Genomic DNA, 15,195 nt, shown 5'->3' with positions numbered 1-15,195 from the left:
GGCTTTCAGATATATTTATTGATGTTTAGATTTCATCCGAGATGCATGGGGTCTGATTTCCGCCTAATGCCTTTTTTACGCATGCTCGATACGTGGTAACAGCAATAGTTGCTAGCTCGTGTATCGGCGTGAATGGAAGGACGAGCGTAGTCGTCAGGCCTTTGGATGGGGCTTGCAATGCCTCTACCACCATCCTGAGGAGTGCGAGCTGTGACTCCTCTGGGCACTCAAGCCTGAGATCATTCTCTGCATAACAGAGATGCTTCGCGAGCATGCCCGCAATTAAATCAGCATTGCCAGCTGAAATATTTTCCAATGCGTCCCTGTGATTATCTATAAGCAGACATTCATAGCGCTGGTGATTCGTTAATTCTATCATAGTGACACCTCCATTTTTTTCTTAGATTCAAGCCATTGATTGATAACAGACCTCTCCCAACCAACTAGCCTAGGGCCTAGCAAGATGGGTTGAGGAAATACCCCTTGATGGCGCCATCGCCACAGTGTGGTCATGCTGACACCTAGTTCTCTGGCAAGTTGCGACGGACGAATAATTAATAAGTGATTCAATTTAATACCTCATGTGTTCAATTCAAAGCGTTTCTCACTCAGTAGTGCTATGAAGCTGTGTGGATGGAATGGATCTCATCTAAATGGATCTCTTGTCGATATTTAGTTAGTGATCTTTTTACATACCCCCCAGTTTATGCGTCACCATGTATTTAACGTGTTTATTATTTATTAGAATGTGGCGCCTGCCTTTGTAGTGGCGTTGAAATAAAACTATCACTAACCCCTCCCTTTTTCATGTAAATTTAATCTAAATGGTTGGTTTTTTAATGTGATTTTCTTAATAAATAAAATACGAAATAAAATTCGACAAGTTACATGTTAAATAATATAAATTCATAGATAACGCCAAAGTGATTTTATTAGAAGTATTATTTAAAATAAAATACGACAATATCTGTGTGTTAAATAATAAAAGGTAATGCCCTCCTATCAGTTGATACGACGCTTCTCGATAAAAGCACCAATCACAGGGTAAACTGATGCTCAATTTTTGAGCAGCATCGAATAATGGTTCGTTCGGTGGGGCAATGACAGTGGGCATGATCGGCATTAGTCTTGCCGTGACGGTAGGCGCGGTCAGATTGGCAGCGTGGGCAGTAAATGGTGAGGGTGACCATGAGGAGTTTGGTTTTCAAGGAAGTCCTTTTCGTGTGATGCTCAACCGATTGGAAGCATCACCAGTTCTAGCTCATTACTCACGCCCTCCAAAACTCACGGAAACCACAGTGTTCACTTCGGTCTGTAACAGATGGCGCTCCCACAAATCCAACGCTCGACGCTTCTCTGGCAGGTACTCATATCGGTCATAGTGCTTGCTAGATACGTCATTCAGTGCGTGATTTTGTAAGCGGTCGCGCAGGTCTTTGGCTATGCCAAGCTCGCCCATCAGGGTCTTACTGGTGCGGCGAAAATCGCGGGGGATAAAGTACGCCATCTCGGTACGCTTGCGGTAACGGTCAGCAGCTTGGCTTAATGACGCCATCGGCATAGGCTCGTTCGGTTTGGTAGCGTGGGCAAAGATAAAGGGGCTATTCGCCGTTGCTGCTTGCTGTTCTCTTAACACCCGGAGGGCGCTATCAGTGAGAGGGATCAGGTGCGGACGACCATTCTTGGAAATCTCGGCTGTAATGGTCAGGGTCTTAGCTTGCCAGTCGATACTTGCCCAGCGTGAGGCGGCCAGTTCATAGGGACGTTGGCCACCTGTGAAGAAACAAAGCCGGATCAAGCTGCGCAAAGTCAATCCTAGGTTGGTGGGCTGCTCCATATCATCGAGCAATTGGTGAGTCTCGGCCCATGTAAGGAAACGCTCTCCAACACGCTCAGCGGCCTTCTGCTTGGGGATAGCGCCTACTGGGTTCATCACTAAACCAAACTTGGCATCGTCGATGAAGTTGGCGGGATCGTTGTCGTGCTTGAGCCCGTAGTTGAAGGCGGCCATCAGATAACTACGTACTCGATTGGACTGGGTATCTGCTCCCCTGCGTATCATGTGGGCCAAAATGATTTTGATATCGTGAGCGGTCACGTCCTTGGCCTTAGCCGTTCTGCTCAGGTGCGGATAGGTTTCCTTCTCTAATGAGGCCAGCACGGCCTTATAAGTACGCTTGCCGTCCTTCTTCATTTGTTCGGTGTAGCTTCGGAATAGCTGCTCGACGGTGCCCTGCTGCTCATGCTCCCGCTTAGCCTGTTCCCGCTCTCTGGCTTGCCGCTCCAGTTCATCTTTTGGATCTAGGCCGTTTCTGATCATCTGGCTCAGTTTGTCGGCTTTATCTCGGGCAGCAGCAAGGCCCAACATTGGAAAGCTGTCAATTTGGATAAATGCCCATTTCCCGCCTCGTTTATAACGAAAAACAAACATTTTGTTCCCACTGGGGAACACTTGAACGCCCAACCTTCCTGCTCCACGAGTTCGAGTATCGTCAAACTTGTAGTAGGGGGTCTTTTTCGCTGGCAGTGCAGCAATCTCATTGTGAGTTAAAGGCATCGTTGGTGGCTCTTCATAAGTGCACTTATAGTCGTTGTTAAGTGTACTTGTGAGTGCACTTAAGATGAACCTATAAGGTATTTCATGTTACGCCATGAAACAATGACATTCGTATAATCATGAATTTAAATGATTTTTATGTTGTCATTGTATGTAGTTAAACTCTGTGAAAACATGAAGGTAACGACTCATAATCGATTGGTCGCCCGTTCAAGTCGGGCAGGGGCCACCACATTTCGTAAAAAGGCCGCTCATGATGAGCGGCCTTTTTGTTGCTGGCTATTTACCAGCGTCGATCCAGGTCGGCGGCATAGAGGGCGATGGCGCGTCGTTAAGGTGCCAGAGCCGGATCTGTTGCCGTCTCTGCCAGTACCGCCAGCAGGCTCTCCATCCCCTCCTTGTTGCGCCCCAGGTTGTAACAAACCATAGCGCGAAATACCTTGAACTCATTGGCATCGGGGAAACGGGCCAGTCCTTGCTCGAAGGCGGCCAGTGCCTCCGGGTATTGCCCTGTGGTGCGATAAGCGCTGCCAAGGCCGAGCTAGGCGCCACGCAGAGACTCATCCGTCAGCCCCAGTGCGATAGCCTGTTGGTAGAGTGGAATGGCCTGTGCTTCTCGTCCCAGGTTATCGTGCAGGCAGGCTACTTCGTAATGCAGCCCGGCATGTCGTGGATGCGCGATGAGTTGCAGCAGGCCGTGCTGGCGAGCCTCTTCTATCCTGCCCTCTGCCTTGAGGGTCTCAAGCTGTTTCATGGGTGCTCCTGCATAGAAATAGGGTAAAAGCATGTCTGCGGGACCAGGGCGGGAGAGCGGCGAGTCGACAAGGGACAGACCCGGCCAGGGGCGCGGGTCTGTCTGACATATCAGGAGTGTTGATCCTGACTCGCTGGCGCTTGCTGCGCACGCTTGCCGCGTACCGCAGGCAACATGCGCGCCACCAGATTGCTGCGTTGGCGCCAGGAGGTGAATGCGAGAGCAGTCAGATGCAGCGCGATCAGCCCTTGCAGCGCCCAGGTACACCAGAGGTGCCAGTCGTCGGCCCCGAGTTCAAAGCCCAGCTCGGTGTTCTGAAACCAGCCGCTACCTGCGGTGGCCAGTATGGTCAGCCAGAGCGCCCATACCGCCAGCTTGCCGCTGCCATGATGGCCGGGGGTTGCCGGGGTGCGTTCATGCAACGCCACGGCCTGCTGGCGAAAATCTGCCCGGCTCGGGATCAGGGCTCGCAGCCGGGCATGGCCCTTAGCGAAAGAGAGCCCCCACACCAGGCGCAGGCCGATCAGTGCCATGGCGGTATACCCCAGCCATTCATGCCACTCCTCGCCGGCTTCGTTGAGCCAGAGATTGCCGACACAGGCAGCCGCCACACCCCAGTGGGTGAGGCGGACCAGACTATCCCAGTGAAAGGGATCAGCCTTTTTGCTTGGCATATTTGTGGTACTCCTTCTTCAGGTCATTGACCTTGGCCAGGTGCTCGCGCGCCTTGGCCTCGTCACCCGCCTTGAGGGCTGCCAGGCTGGCATCCAGCTCGGTCTGTACCTTGTTCATGCCTTCCAGGAACTTCTCTTTCTTGGCGGTTGGCATGTTCTTCAGCTTGGCAACGTCGAGCTGAGCCTTCATCTCGTTGATGTGCTTCTCCATGGCGGCTGCATCGTCAGCTTTGACAGCCTGCTTGTAGTTGAAGCCGATCTTTTTCATCGGCTGTTCCAGCTCACCGGCCATGGCGGGCAGGGTCATCAGGCCAAACATCAGGGGCAGCAACAGGGGGCGAACAGTTTTCAACATGGGATTTCCTTATTTAACGACATGCTTATCAATTTTTGGTTGGCTTCTTATGAACCCTTATTTGGTGTTCATGACAGGCATGATGCCATGAGCCACCGTGAACTGTTTGTGAAAATTGCTGTTTTTTGTCACAAATGGTAACGAGAGAGGGGGAAATGTGAGGGAGATGGCGAGGGATCCCCCTAGGGCAAGGTGACTGGTCGCGGCATGTGAAAAAGGGCCCGCAGGCCCTGATGAACATGTGTGTGCGACTGTTGGAAATTACTGCTCCTGCTCGCGCTCTATGGCGCGCCAGCCGATATCCTTGCGGTAGAAGACGCCATCCCACTTGATGCGCGCCGCCAGCTGGTAGGCCCGCTGCTGGGCGTCGGCAACGGTATGGCCGAGGGCGGTTGCGCACAGCACGCGGCCACCCTGGGTCAGGCTGGTATGCCCTTCCAGCCGGGTACCGGCATGGAACACCTTCTCACCGGCCACTTCATCCACCGGCAGGCCGCTGATGGGGTGATTGGTACTGTAATCGCCGGGATAACCCCCCGCCGCCAGCACCACGCCGATGGCGGCGCGGGGGTCATAGATGGCCTCTTTCTGATCCAGCTTGCCTTCGCAGGCCGCCAGGCAGAGTTCCACCAGATCGGACTGCATCCGCAGCATGATAGGCTGGGTCTCGGGGTCGCCGAAGCGGCAGTTGAACTCGATCACCTTGGGGTTACCTTCGCCATCGATCATCAGACCGGCGTAGAGGAACCCGGTGTAGACATTGCCTTCGGCCGCCATGCCACGCACGGTCGGCATGATGACCTGCTCCATGACCTTCTTGTGCACGTCAGCAGTCACTACCGGCGCCGGGGAGTAAGCGCCCATACCACCGGTATTGAGGCCGGTATCGCCGTCACCCACCCGTTTGTGATCCTGACTGGTGGCCATGGGCAGCACGTGCTCGCCGTCGACCATGACGATGAAACTCGCCTCTTCGCCATCCAGAAACTCTTCAATCACCACCCGCGAGCCCGCGTCGCCAAAGGCATTGCCGGAGAGCATGTCGCGTACTGCCTCTTCTGCCTCCTGCAAGGTCATGGCGACAATCACCCCCTTGCCCGCCGCCAGACCATCGGCCTTGATGACGATAGGCGCGCCCTTCTCGCGCAGGTAGGCGAGCGCAGGCTCCACCTCGGTGAAGTTCTGGTAGTCGGCGGTCGGAATCGCGTGACGGGCCAGGAAATCCTTGGTGAAGGCCTTGGAGCCTTCCAGTTGTGCGGCGGCAGCGGTCGGGCCGAAGATGGACTGACCTGCGGCGCGGAAGGCATCCACCACCCCTTTGACCAGCGGCGCTTCCGGCCCGACGATGGTGAGGCCGACCTGTTTCTCTTTGGCGAAGGCCAGCAGCCCATCGATATCGGTTGCCTCGATGGCGACGTTCTCGACGCCCGGCTCAAGCTGGGTGCCCGCATTGCCCGGTGCCACGAAAACGTGGTGGACCAGTGGAGAGTGTTTGGCCTTCCAGGCCAGGGCGTGTTCACGACCGCCGTTGCCAATGATCAGTACTTTCATCGTATCGCTCGCTTCTATTTGTGGTCACTGGCTGGCATCCCGCTGCCGTCAGCCAGTGACAATAGTCAGTTGAAAAGAGACAACAAAAGGGCCGCCAGCGGCGACCCTGACCCATCAGTGACGGAAATGGCGCATGTTGGTGAACACCATTGTCATGCCGTGTTCGTCGGCGGCGTCGATCACCTCCTGATCGCGCATTGAGCCACCCGGCTGGATGACGCAGGAGATACCGGCGGCCGCGGCGGCGTCTATGCCATCGCGGAACGGGAAGAAGGCATCGGAGGCCATGACGGAGCCCGCCACGGTCAGCCCTTCATCCTCGGCCTTGATGCCGGCGATCTTGGCGGAGTAGACCCGGCTCATCTGGCCAGCGCCGACGCCGATGGTCTGGCCCGCTTTGGCGTAGACAATGGCGTTGGATTTGACGAACTTGGCCACTTTCCAGCAGAACAGCAGGTCGTTCAGTTCGGCCTCGGTTGGCTGGCGCTTGCTGACCACTTTCAGGTCATCCTGCGTCACCATGCCGAGATCCCGCTCCTGCACCAGCAGGCCGCCGTTGACGCGCTTGAGGTCAAAACCTTGCGCCGATGCCGTCCACTGGCCACATTCGAGCAGGCGCACGTTCTGCTTGCTGGCAACGGCGTCACGGGCTGCTTGGCTCACCGTCGGGGCGATGATCACTTCGACAAACTGACGAGCCACGATGGCCGCCGCAGTGGCACCATCCAGCTCGCGGTTGAAGGCGATGATGCCGCCAAAGGCGGAGGTGGGATCGGTCTGGTAGGCGCGATCGTAGGCAGTCAGCAGGTCGTCACCGATGGCCACGCCGCAGGGGTTGGCATGCTTGACGATGACGCAGGCCGGTTCGCTGAACTCCTTCACGCACTCCAGCGCTGCATCGGTATCGGCGATGTTGTTGTAGGAGAGCGCCTTGCCTTGCAGCTGGGTAGCGCTGGATACAGAACCCGGCGCGGCCTGCTCTTCGGCGTAGAAAGCGGCAGCCTGATGGCTGTTCTCGCCGTAACGCATGTCCTGCTTCTTGATGAACTGGCTGTTGAAGGTGCGCGGGAAGCGGGACTCTTCGTCACCCTCCTTGTTGTCACCGTAGGAAGGAACCATGGTGCCGAAGTAGTTGGCGATCATGCCGTCGTAGGCGGCGGTATGCTCGAAGGCTGCGATGGCAAGGTCAAAACGGGTCGCCAGTTTCAGGCTGTTGCCATTGCTATCCATTTCACGAATAACGCGATCGTAGTCGGCAGCCTTGACGACGATGGCGACATCTTTGTGGTTTTTAGCAGCAGAGCGCACCATGGTCGGGCCGCCGATGTCGATGTTCTCGACCGCATCGGCCAGGGTGCAGTCTGCTTTGGCCACAGTGGCGGCAAAGGGGTAGAGGTTGACGACAACCATGTCGATGGGGGAGATAGCGTGCTGGGCCATGATGGCGTCATCCTGATCGCGACGACCGAGAATGCCGCCGTGGACCTTGGGATGCAGGGTCTTGACCCGGCCATCCATCATTTCAGGAAAACCCGTGTAGTCGGAGACCTCGGTCACCGGCAGACCCGCGTCGGCGAGCAACTTGGCGGTGCCGCCGGTGGAGAGCAAGGCCACGCCACGTTCGTTGAGTGCCTTGGCAAATTCCAGGATGCCAGTTTTGTCAGACACACTCAGCAGTGCACGGCGAATGGGTCGAGCTTGTTCCATCACACTATCGTCCTCAGCATAACGGGGACCGTTCCATGGGAGGCGAGGCTCAACACAGAGAGTCCCCAAATAAATGGAAGTGGGGGATTTCGCAAACCACGCTCACCCGGATAGTCGTTCAAAGGCAAACGTGTTTTAAGAAATGCCCGCTTGACGCGACGCTCTCTTGTGGGCGCATATTCTACACAAAAAATGTGAGCTGCGGTGGATTTTTTAACGTGGCGAAGCCTTGTCTGGTGCGGTGTTAAACGTTTTTCGGTGGTTTTTTGTAAAACGTTTGTCTTTTCAGCGTTTTGATGGAAAAAAGTGACGGCAGCCCCTTTGGGTTGTCCGTTTTCTGTCCTTGGCTGGCAATCAATGGGCAAAGGGGCGATAGTGGGTTCCGGTTTTTATTGCAGCGCATATCCAGCGGGAGAGAGAGCATGTATCGGATCGGTGAACTGGCGAAGGCGTGCGGGGTGAAGGCGGATACCCTGCGTTTCTACGAGAAGAACGGCCTCATCTCGCCCGAGATCCGCAACGAGTCTGGTTACCGCCTCTACGGCGATCAGGACAAGCGGCGACTGGAGTTCATCATCCGCGCCAAGTCGGTGGGCTTCTCCCTTGCTGACATAGGTGAGCTGCTCAGCCTCGACACCAACAAGGCCAAGGTTACCTGTCAGGAGGTGAAGGCGGTGGCCGACACCAAGCTGACCCAGGTGGAGCAGAAGATCGTGGAGCTGACCCGCTTTCGCGAAAACCTGCGGGAGCTCTCCAACATCTGCTGTGGCGGCCCGCGCTCGGCGGAGCACTGCGCCATCCTGGAAGTGCTCGAATCCGGCGCCCCCGCCCAGCATGAGCATCATGCCCACGTCCATGAATAAACCCAATGACCCAAAAGCGCTTGCTGGTTGCGAACAGTAAAATAACGCCGTATCAGCCGCTTGCTTGCAGAGACAAATATCATGATGACAAGACCCAGTATCACCGTCTTTTTGGCGCTTTCCCTTGATGGTTTCATCGCGGGGGAGGCCCACTCACTCGACTGGCTGACGCCTTATTCTTCCGATCCACCCGATGACACCGGGTTCAATGCGCTGATGGAACACAGCGATACGCTGCTGATGGGGCGCAATACCTATGATGCCGTCATGGGGTTCGGCGTCTGGCCCTATGAAGGATTGAGAGTCAGGGTGATGACACACAACCCTGTCGAGCCCCGCTATCAGGAGCAATTTGTCAGTGGTGAATTGAGGCAGGTACTGGCCGAGCTATGGGATGAAGGGGCCCGTCATGTCTATCTGGATGGCGGCAACCTGGTACGCCAGGCTCTGCAGGCTGACCTGGTCGATACGCTGACGCTGTCCAGAGTTCCTGTGCTGCTTGGTAAAGGCATCCCGCTATTCGGGGCTGATATCCCGGTAAGTCATTGGCATCCAGCTCAGGTGAAGACGCTGCCAAGCGGGATTGTTCAGGTGAGCTATCAGCGAGAGCAAGGTCTCTGAACCCTGTTGCCAGGATGCCATTGTGACGGTGGCGATTTGGTGACAAAATCGCTGCGTTTTTGACCTGGCTCGCAAGGCCGGGTCGCAGGCATCATGCTGCCCATAGCGTGCTATCGGCAGCATGATGCCTGCAGAGAAAACCGCTATCCAGCCAATAACAGAGAGAAGATAAGGAGCCACTATGGCCAAGAGAAGGGTTGATGAGCCCGTCATCGTGCAGGATATCGCTGCTCAGGCAGGCTATGCCCACAGGCGCGGGGAGATAAAGGATAACCATCTGCAGGCCCTGCTCACGGATCCGCTGTTTCGCAGCCGGGTCGAGCAAAACAAGAAGGGCAAGGGGAGTTACCAGCGCAAGGCCAAATATGGCAAGCGGTGGGAGCCCGGCCAACAGCAGATGGGATGCGTCTGCTGCTGAGCGGGTTTCTGCCGCAAGGCATGACTGACACAATGAGGGCGCCACGGGCGCCCTCATTGTTTTGGCGGTGAAGCCAAACCTTGCGATGCCCCGTCGGCTTACTCGTCCATAAAGAGTTCGAGCAGCACATTCAGGTAGCGATGGCCGAGGGCGGTGAGCTGCCAGTCATCTCCCAGATCTTCGATCAGCTCCTTGGTCTGGGCAACCGCGAGCATTGTCTCCACCCGCTCCAGGCCCAAGCCGGTGTAAGCCTCGAACTCTGCCTTGGGGACCGGCTCGAATAATCTGAACCGGTTCATGAAGTACTCCAGCGGTAATTCGTCCTCGGTCACCTGCCACTGGTTGTCCAGGTAGGATCGGGCGGGATCCAGATAGCCTTTCGGGTGCTTCACCTTGGCGCTGCGCACTATCTGGCCGCTGACGAGATCCGTCATCTTGCCGTGGGCGCCGCAACCTATCCCGAGATAGTCGCCGAAACGCCAGTAGTTGAGGTTGTGGCGGCACTGATAGCCCGCTTTGGCATAGGCCGAGATCTCGTACTGCTGATAGCCCCGGGCGGTGAGCATGGCGTGGCCCTGCTCATAGATGTCCCACAGGGTGTCATCCTCCGGCAGCCGTGGCGGCTTGGAGGCAAAGGCCGTATTCGGCTCTATGGTGAGCTGATACCAGGAGAGATGCGGCGGCGCGCAGTCGATGGCCTGCTGCAGATCATAGAGGGCGTCGTCCAGGCTCTGATCCGGCAGGCCGTGCATCAGGTCCAGGTTGAAGGTGGGCAGCGCGATGGCGTGGGCCAGCGCTGCGGCCTTGCGCGCCTCTTCGGGGCCGTGGATGCGACCGAGCCTGGCCAATTTTTCTTGCTGGAAGCTCTGCACCCCGATGGAGATGCGGTTGATGCCCGCCCGCTGGAAGCCGGCGAACTTGTCCGCCTCCACAGTGCCCGGGTTGGCCTCCATGGTGATTTCGCAATCCGGGGTCAGGGCGATGCGGGCGCGCACCCCGTCCAGCAGGGTTTGCATGGCCTCCACACTCAATAAACTGGGTGTCCCCCCACCGATAAAGATGGAGGAGAGAGGACGCCCCTGGGCCCACTTCAGATCCTGATCCAGATCCTCCAGCAGGGCGGCCACATATTCGAGGTGAGGCAGATCCCCTTTCTGGGCGTGGGAGTTGAAGTCGCAGTAGGGGCACTTCTGGACGCACCAGGGCACATGGATATAGAGGGAGAGGGGCGGCAGTTGCAGCATGGGGCTTCCAATAATCAAACATAAAAACGGGGGCTGACGGGCCCCCATTGTAGATGAAATGCGTGGCGGCGTATCAGTGGGTGGCTGCCAGGGCCGCTTTCAACTTGGCCAGCGCCTGACCGCGATGGCTGAGCTGGTTTTTCAGCTCGCTCGGCATCTGGGCCGAGGTGCAGTCATGGTCGGGGACGAAGAACACGGGATCATAGCCAAAGCCGTGCTGACCACGGGGTTCGTCGATGATCATCCCCTCCCAGCTCGCCTGGCAGATGATGGGGGTGGGATCGTCAGCGTGACGCATGTAGACCAGCACGCACCAGAAGCGGGCGCTCTTGAGGTAATCGGGGGCGCCTTTGAGCTCGGCCAGCAGCTTGTCGATATTGTCCTTGTCGCTGGCATGCTCGCCGGCGAAGCGGGCTGAGTAGACGCCGGGGCGGCCGTGCAGCAGATCCACCTCCAGGCCCGAGTCGTCTGCGACGGCGGGAAGGCCTGTGATGCGGGCTGCGTGGCGAGCCTTGATGATGGCGTTCTCGACGAAGGTGGTGCCTGTCTCTTCGGCATCCGGCACAGCAAACTCGCTCTGTGGGATCACCTGGATCTTCATATCGGCCAGCATGGTGGCCAATTCCTTCACCTTTTTCTGGTTACCTGTTGCCAGGACAAGCTTGTTCATCGAGCACCTCCGCAAAAATAATCTGCGCATTCTATGCGGGGCACGCTGTGAGTAAAAGCGCCAATTGCCCTCAATACTGCCCTGGCTGGTCACGACTGTGACCTTGGTTGAGGTGCGAATAACATGCATGTTTCCGTATAGGAATAACCAAAGTGATTAAATACCATTTCAATTCATTACTGTGAGTCAGTAGACTCGCGCCCCAATCGATTTTCCCTTACGGCTTGAGGTGACTGATGCCATTGATTCTTCTGCTTGTCCTATTGGTGCTGTTCAGTCCACTGGCCATCGATATCTACCTGCCCGCCATCCCGCAGATGGCCGAGCAGCTGGGTGCCGAAGTGACGTTGATGCAGGGCACCATCACCTGGTTCCTGTTCAGCATGGGACTGGGTCAGCTGCTGGTCGGGCCGCTCGCCGACCGTTATGGCCGCAAGCCCATCGCCCTGGGCGGCGTGCTGCTCTATGGCTTGAGTGCGCTGGCGGCCGGTTTTGCCGCCAGCCTGGGTGAGCTGATGCTGGCGCGGGTGCTGCAAGGCTTCGGAGCCTGTGCCACCTCGGTCGCTGCCTTCTCAGTGGTGCGTGACAGTTATGGCCCCAAGAAGAGCGGTCAGATGATCTCCTATCTGAACGGTGCCATCTGCTTCATTCCTGCGCTGGCGCCGCTGCTCGGCGGTTGGCTCACCGCCAAGGCGGGCTGGTCTGCCAACTTCTGGTTTATGGCCGGTTATGCGGCCATCGTCGGCTGCTGGCTGTTGTGGCGCATGCCGGAGACCCGTCCGGACGAGACCAGCAGCAGCGGTCCGCTCATCAGCTGGTCCCGCTACAGCCCTGTGCTGCGCTCCCCGAGTTTTCTGTTCAACGCCAGCCTCTGCATGCTGGCGATGGCGGTGATCCTGGCCTATGTCACGGCGGCGCCGGTGCAGCTGATGGTGAAGTTGGGGTTGGACATGAGCGGCTTCAGCTACTGGTTCACCGCCAACGCGGCGCTGAACATACTGGCCTGCTTCCTGGCGCCACGCGTCATCGCCAGAGTGGGGCCGAGACGCACGCTGCGCATCGGCCTGCTGGTGATCACCTTGTCGGCCATCGCACTGACTCTGGTGCAGCATGTCGAGCATCCGCTGGCCATGATGGGGCCCGTGTTCTTCTCCAGCATCGGCTTTGCCATGGTGCTGGGGGCGGCCGCCGGCATGGCGCTGGCACCCTTCGGTCACTGCGCCGGTACGGCGGCGGCCCTGCTCGGCCTGTTCCAGATGAGCGGCTCAGGCGCCCTGGTGGGGATCACCGGTTGGTTGATGCCGGATCCGCTGAACCAGCTGGCGCTGCATATGTGGCTGTTGTTACCGCCCCTGTTGCTGCTGTTGACCCGTCCGGGCCGGCGCTTGTGTTTACAATAAATCTTGTGCTCTGATGGGCACACTCAGGGGGCCATGGGCCCCCTTCTCTTTTTGCAGGCGGCACCTCGCCTGACGCTTATGACAGACCCGTGGAGAAAACCGGATGATCCAGACTCTCAACGCTGCCCTGGTGGGTTATGGCTTCGCAGGCCAGACCTTTCACGCCCCCTTCCTGACCACTACCCCGGGGCTCTCCCTCGGCTGGGTGGTGAGCCGGGATGCCGCCAAGGTTGAGGCGGATTTGCCCGGTTGCCGGGTCGGTTCGCTGGCAGAGGTGCTGGCCGATCCTTCGGTGGATCTGGTGGTGATCGCCACGCCGAATGATACCCATGCCCCCATAGCTCGCCAGGCGCTGCTGGCCGGCAAGCACGTGGTGATCGACAAGCCGTTTGCACTGGATCTGGCCGAGGCAAAGGCACTGGTGGAGCTGGCCGGGAAGCAGCGGCGGCTGCTCAGCATCTTCCACAATCGGCGCTGGGACGGGGACTTCCTCACGGTGCGCCGTCTGCTGGCAGAAGGTGCTCTGGGGCAGGTCGCTCAGTTTGAATCCCATTTCGACCGCTATCGCCCACAAGTGCGCCAGCGTTGGCGCGAAGCGGGCGGCCCCGGCTCCGGACTCTGGTTCGATCTCGGCCCCCACATCCTGGATCAGGCGCTGAAACTGTTTGGCCAACCGGACTGGCTACAGGCGGATTTGGCGCAGCAGCGCCCAGGTGCCCTGACGGATGACTATTTCCACGTGGTGCTGGGCTATGGTGAACGGTATGGCGAGATGCGAGTGGTACTGCACGGCAGTTGTCTGGTCTCGGCCACCATGCCCCGTTTCGTCATCCACGGCAGTGAAGGGTCGTTTATCAAGTTCGGCATGGATGTGCAGGAAGATCAGCTCAAGCTCGGCAAGCGGCCACCGGCAGTAGACTGGGGTGTTGATAGCGAACCTGGTCAGCTCAGTCGCATTCGGGATGGTCAGTTCCAGCAGCAGACAGTGGTCGGTGAGGCGGGAAATTACGGCGCTTACTACAGTGGCGTCTGCGCCGCGATCAAGGGGGAAGGGGAGAATCCGGTTCCGGCCAGTGAGGCATTGGCAGTGATGGCGCTGCTGGATCTGGCCCGAGACAGCCACCAGCAAGGAAAACAGTTGGCTTGTCAGAATTTGTCTGACTGAGAGGGGCATCTCGTCTCTCACCCGAATGACGAGAATCGCTGTTTATCGCCAGTAATCACGCCGGTTGCGGTTGTTTATTATACGGTTTGGGTTAATGGTGGGTGTTGTGTACCAATGCTTGTCGTTGTAGCAGTTCTTTTCATCCAGCCAACGAGAAAATATCATTGTGATACTCGTTTCCATTGGGGGCGTATGGGGATATATTTTGCGCGCCTCTTGGCTCCCGGTCTATGGGTTTCTAACCGGGTGAACGGACGCACTGTGATGGTTGAACGAACCATCTCTCCATATTTTTTGAGGGTATGCACATGAACAAAGTACTGGTAGCCGGTATCCTGGGCCTGATGTTGACCGCTTGTGGTCAGAAAGAAGAAGCCGCCGCTCCGGCAGCGACTCCGGCCGCCGACGTTGCTGCAACTGTTGAGCAAGCCGCTAGCGAAGCCACCTCTACTGTAGAGAAGGTTGCTTCCGAAGCAACTGCAACCGTCGAGAAAGCTGTCTCCAAGGCTGAAGCCGCAGTGAGCGATGCCAAGGCTAACTAAGCCTGCACCTCTTCTGAAGACGGGTCCGGAGCCAAGCTCCGGACCCGTTTTTTTATGTCTGACGGGCAACTCGCCTGCTGTTGGCGAGCCACTTCTTGCCTAGATCGCCGGGTTGATCCGTGCGGTGAGCACATGATCCTCCCAGCGGCCGTTGATCATCAGATAGTCCCGGGCCAGGCCCTCTCGCTCGAAGCCGAGGCGCTCTAGCAGGGCACCGCTGCGCAGATTGGTTGGCATATAACTGGCCATGACCCGGTGCAGGCCGTGCTCCCGAAACAGGTACTCAATCCCGGCCTCGATCACCTCCTGCATCAGGCCCTGGCCTTCATGGGCCTGATCGATGGCATAACCAAGATGGCAGGCCTTGAACATGCCCATCAGTATGTGGGTGAAGTTGCAGGTGGCGATCACCTGCTCGCCCAGGGGGTCGAGCGCCACCAGATGAACGGCGCTGCCGTTGAAGAACTGACCATAGCTGTCGCGCAGGCGGCCATGCCAGTGGCTCAGGGTATAGAAACCCTCGTCCCGGCTGGGTTCCCAGGGGGTGAGGTGAGCGCGATTGCGCAGATAGAAATCCAGCATCAGGTCGGCCCGCTCGGGCGGCAATACAGTGAGCCGGGTACGGGCCGTGCGGAGGTGCGGTAGTGCCATCAAGGTTCCCTCTGTGGATTCAT

The 15,195-nt window shown here is 57.6% G+C and carries 18 protein-coding genes, 1 tRNA gene and 1 pseudogene; 7 read left to right on the top strand and 13 right to left on the bottom strand.

The genetic code is table 11. The annotated features are described in order from the left end of the window. Window positions 1–25: 25 nt before the first annotated feature. From BN1129_RS00155 to BN1129_RS00150, 4 genes are all read right to left on the bottom strand, one after another. Entirely contained in the window at window positions 26–379 is a 354-nt protein-coding gene (locus tag BN1129_RS00155) for a hypothetical protein (RefSeq protein WP_042033740.1), read from the bottom strand. After that, entirely contained in the window at window positions 376–570 is a 195-nt protein-coding gene (locus BN1129_RS24530) for a helix-turn-helix transcriptional regulator (RefSeq protein ID WP_209418460.1), read from the bottom strand. The genes BN1129_RS00155 and BN1129_RS24530 overlap by 4 nt, the downstream gene beginning before the upstream one ends. Window positions 571–1,037: 467 nt before the next feature. Further along, a complete protein-coding gene (locus BN1129_RS24525) occupies window positions 1,038–1,190 on the bottom strand; it encodes an IS1 family transposase (RefSeq protein ID WP_422613987.1) in 153 nt (50 codons plus the stop codon). A 74-nt stretch (window positions 1,191–1,264) separates the two neighbouring features. Beyond that, on the bottom strand, window positions 1,265–2,557 hold the full coding sequence (locus BN1129_RS00150; protein ID WP_042033739.1) for a tyrosine-type recombinase/integrase: 1,293 nt from the start codon (window positions 2,555–2,557) through the stop codon (window positions 1,265–1,267). A gap of 155 nt (window positions 2,558–2,712) precedes the next feature. Between BN1129_RS00150 and BN1129_RS22955 the strand changes: the two genes are divergently transcribed. Further along, window positions 2,713–2,789: transfer RNA gene (locus tag BN1129_RS22955), tRNA-Met, on the top strand. 99 nt (window positions 2,790–2,888) lie between these two features. Here BN1129_RS22955 and BN1129_RS24080 read toward each other — a convergent pair. The 6 genes and pseudogenes from BN1129_RS24080 to purH all read right to left on the bottom strand — a co-directional run. Further along, window positions 2,889–3,086 (bottom strand): annotated as a pseudogene (locus BN1129_RS24080) (tetratricopeptide repeat protein); the annotation flags it as partial. A gap of 12 nt (window positions 3,087–3,098) precedes the next feature. Next, the gene (locus tag BN1129_RS24070; RefSeq protein ID WP_244462988.1) at window positions 3,099–3,311 is read right to left on the bottom strand and encodes a tetratricopeptide repeat protein; all 213 of its coding nucleotides are present in this window, start codon (window positions 3,309–3,311) and stop codon (window positions 3,099–3,101) included. A gap of 110 nt (window positions 3,312–3,421) precedes the next feature. Further along, entirely contained in the window at window positions 3,422–3,985 is a 564-nt protein-coding gene (locus tag BN1129_RS00140; protein WP_042033737.1) for a cytochrome b/b6 domain-containing protein, read from the bottom strand. After that, a complete protein-coding gene (locus BN1129_RS00135) occupies window positions 3,966–4,340 on the bottom strand; it encodes a cytochrome b562 (protein WP_042033736.1) in 375 nt (124 codons plus the stop codon). Before BN1129_RS00135 ends, BN1129_RS00140 begins: the two co-directional genes overlap by 20 nt. A gap of 261 nt (window positions 4,341–4,601) precedes the next feature. Continuing rightward, complete coding sequence (purD, locus tag BN1129_RS00130; RefSeq protein WP_042033735.1) at window positions 4,602–5,891, bottom strand: phosphoribosylamine--glycine ligase; 1,290 nt, start codon at window positions 5,889–5,891, stop codon at window positions 4,602–4,604. A 114-nt stretch (window positions 5,892–6,005) separates the two neighbouring features. Continuing rightward, a complete protein-coding gene (gene purH, locus BN1129_RS00125; RefSeq protein WP_042033734.1) occupies window positions 6,006–7,598 on the bottom strand; it encodes a bifunctional phosphoribosylaminoimidazolecarboxamide formyltransferase/IMP cyclohydrolase in 1,593 nt (530 codons plus the stop codon). A 422-nt stretch (window positions 7,599–8,020) separates the two neighbouring features. On the opposite strand from purH, the gene zntR reads away from it, so the two are divergent. From zntR to BN1129_RS00110, 3 genes are all read left to right on the top strand, one after another. Beyond that, the gene (gene zntR, locus BN1129_RS00120) at window positions 8,021–8,461 is read left to right on the top strand and encodes a Zn(2+)-responsive transcriptional regulator (RefSeq protein ID WP_042033733.1); all 441 of its coding nucleotides are present in this window, start codon (window positions 8,021–8,023) and stop codon (window positions 8,459–8,461) included. An 81-nt stretch (window positions 8,462–8,542) separates the two neighbouring features. Continuing rightward, the gene (locus BN1129_RS00115) at window positions 8,543–9,082 is read left to right on the top strand and encodes a dihydrofolate reductase family protein (protein WP_042033732.1); all 540 of its coding nucleotides are present in this window, start codon (window positions 8,543–8,545) and stop codon (window positions 9,080–9,082) included. 181 nt (window positions 9,083–9,263) lie between these two features. Next, a complete protein-coding gene (locus BN1129_RS00110; protein WP_042033731.1) occupies window positions 9,264–9,500 on the top strand; it encodes an alternative ribosome-rescue factor A in 237 nt (78 codons plus the stop codon). A 98-nt stretch (window positions 9,501–9,598) separates the two neighbouring features. Here BN1129_RS00110 and hemW read toward each other — a convergent pair whose 3' ends face one another. Further along, window positions 9,599–10,744 (bottom strand): radical SAM family heme chaperone HemW, encoded by a 1,146-nt coding sequence (gene hemW / locus BN1129_RS00105; protein WP_042033730.1) that lies wholly within the window; start codon window positions 10,742–10,744, stop codon window positions 9,599–9,601. A 73-nt stretch (window positions 10,745–10,817) separates the two neighbouring features. Then, window positions 10,818–11,414 (bottom strand): XTP/dITP diphosphatase, encoded by a 597-nt coding sequence (locus tag BN1129_RS00100; RefSeq protein ID WP_042033729.1) that lies wholly within the window; start codon window positions 11,412–11,414, stop codon window positions 10,818–10,820. Between the two features lie 236 nt (window positions 11,415–11,650). On the opposite strand from BN1129_RS00100, the gene BN1129_RS00095 reads away from it, so the two are divergent. The 3 genes from BN1129_RS00095 to BN1129_RS00085 all read left to right on the top strand — a co-directional run bounded on the left by BN1129_RS00095 (window position 11,651) and on the right by BN1129_RS00085 (window position 14,521). Continuing rightward, window positions 11,651–12,814, top strand: coding sequence for a multidrug effflux MFS transporter (locus tag BN1129_RS00095; protein WP_042033728.1), 1,164 nt, complete (start codon window positions 11,651–11,653; stop codon window positions 12,812–12,814). Between the two features lie 103 nt (window positions 12,815–12,917). Continuing rightward, the gene (locus tag BN1129_RS00090) at window positions 12,918–13,979 is read left to right on the top strand and encodes an oxidoreductase (RefSeq protein WP_042033727.1); all 1,062 of its coding nucleotides are present in this window, start codon (window positions 12,918–12,920) and stop codon (window positions 13,977–13,979) included. Between the two features lie 308 nt (window positions 13,980–14,287). After that, window positions 14,288–14,521, top strand: coding sequence for a hypothetical protein (locus tag BN1129_RS00085; protein WP_042033726.1), 234 nt, complete (start codon window positions 14,288–14,290; stop codon window positions 14,519–14,521). 99 nt (window positions 14,522–14,620) lie between these two features. Here the strand turns inward: BN1129_RS00085 and BN1129_RS00080 are convergent, their stop codons facing one another. Continuing rightward, window positions 14,621–15,172, bottom strand: a complete 552-nt coding sequence (locus BN1129_RS00080) for a GNAT family N-acetyltransferase (RefSeq protein ID WP_042033725.1) — start codon at window positions 15,170–15,172, stop codon at window positions 14,621–14,623. Window positions 15,173–15,195 lie beyond the last annotated feature (23 nt).

Source organism: Aeromonas popoffii, assembly GCF_000820025.1.
Lineage (GTDB): Bacteria > Pseudomonadota > Gammaproteobacteria > Enterobacterales > Aeromonadaceae > Aeromonas > Aeromonas popoffii.
This window is presented reverse-complemented; position numbering and strand designations above follow the sequence as displayed.

Coding starts and splice junctions, on each gene's coding strand:
- BN1129_RS00155 (WP_042033740.1), bottom strand. CDS start 379: ATGATAGAATTAACGAATCACCAGCGCTATGAATGTCTGCTTATAGAT.
- BN1129_RS24525 (WP_422613987.1), bottom strand. CDS start 1,190: ATGGTCACCCTCACCATTTACTGCCCACGCTGCCAATCTGACCGCGCC.
- BN1129_RS00150 (WP_042033739.1), bottom strand. CDS start 2,557: ATGCCTTTAACTCACAATGAGATTGCTGCACTGCCAGCGAAAAAGACC.
- BN1129_RS24070 (WP_244462988.1), bottom strand. CDS start 3,311: ATGAAACAGCTTGAGACCCTCAAGGCAGAGGGCAGGATAGAAGAGGCT.
- BN1129_RS00140 (WP_042033737.1), bottom strand. CDS start 3,985: ATGCCAAGCAAAAAGGCTGATCCCTTTCACTGGGATAGTCTGGTCCGC.
- BN1129_RS00135 (WP_042033736.1), bottom strand. CDS start 4,340: ATGTTGAAAACTGTTCGCCCCCTGTTGCTGCCCCTGATGTTTGGCCTG.
- purD (WP_042033735.1), bottom strand. CDS start 5,891: ATGAAAGTACTGATCATTGGCAACGGCGGTCGTGAACACGCCCTGGCC.
- purH (WP_042033734.1), bottom strand. CDS start 7,598: ATGGAACAAGCTCGACCCATTCGCCGTGCACTGCTGAGTGTGTCTGAC.
- zntR (WP_042033733.1), top strand. CDS start 8,021: ATGTATCGGATCGGTGAACTGGCGAAGGCGTGCGGGGTGAAGGCGGAT.
- BN1129_RS00115 (WP_042033732.1), top strand. CDS start 8,543: ATGATGACAAGACCCAGTATCACCGTCTTTTTGGCGCTTTCCCTTGAT.
- BN1129_RS00110 (WP_042033731.1), top strand. CDS start 9,264: ATGGCCAAGAGAAGGGTTGATGAGCCCGTCATCGTGCAGGATATCGCT.
- hemW (WP_042033730.1), bottom strand. CDS start 10,744: ATGCTGCAACTGCCGCCCCTCTCCCTCTATATCCATGTGCCCTGGTGC.
- BN1129_RS00100 (WP_042033729.1), bottom strand. CDS start 11,414: ATGAACAAGCTTGTCCTGGCAACAGGTAACCAGAAAAAGGTGAAGGAA.
- BN1129_RS00095 (WP_042033728.1), top strand. CDS start 11,651: ATGCCATTGATTCTTCTGCTTGTCCTATTGGTGCTGTTCAGTCCACTG.
- BN1129_RS00090 (WP_042033727.1), top strand. CDS start 12,918: ATGATCCAGACTCTCAACGCTGCCCTGGTGGGTTATGGCTTCGCAGGC.
- BN1129_RS00085 (WP_042033726.1), top strand. CDS start 14,288: ATGAACAAAGTACTGGTAGCCGGTATCCTGGGCCTGATGTTGACCGCT.
- BN1129_RS00080 (WP_042033725.1), bottom strand. CDS start 15,172: ATGGCACTACCGCACCTCCGCACGGCCCGTACCCGGCTCACTGTATTG.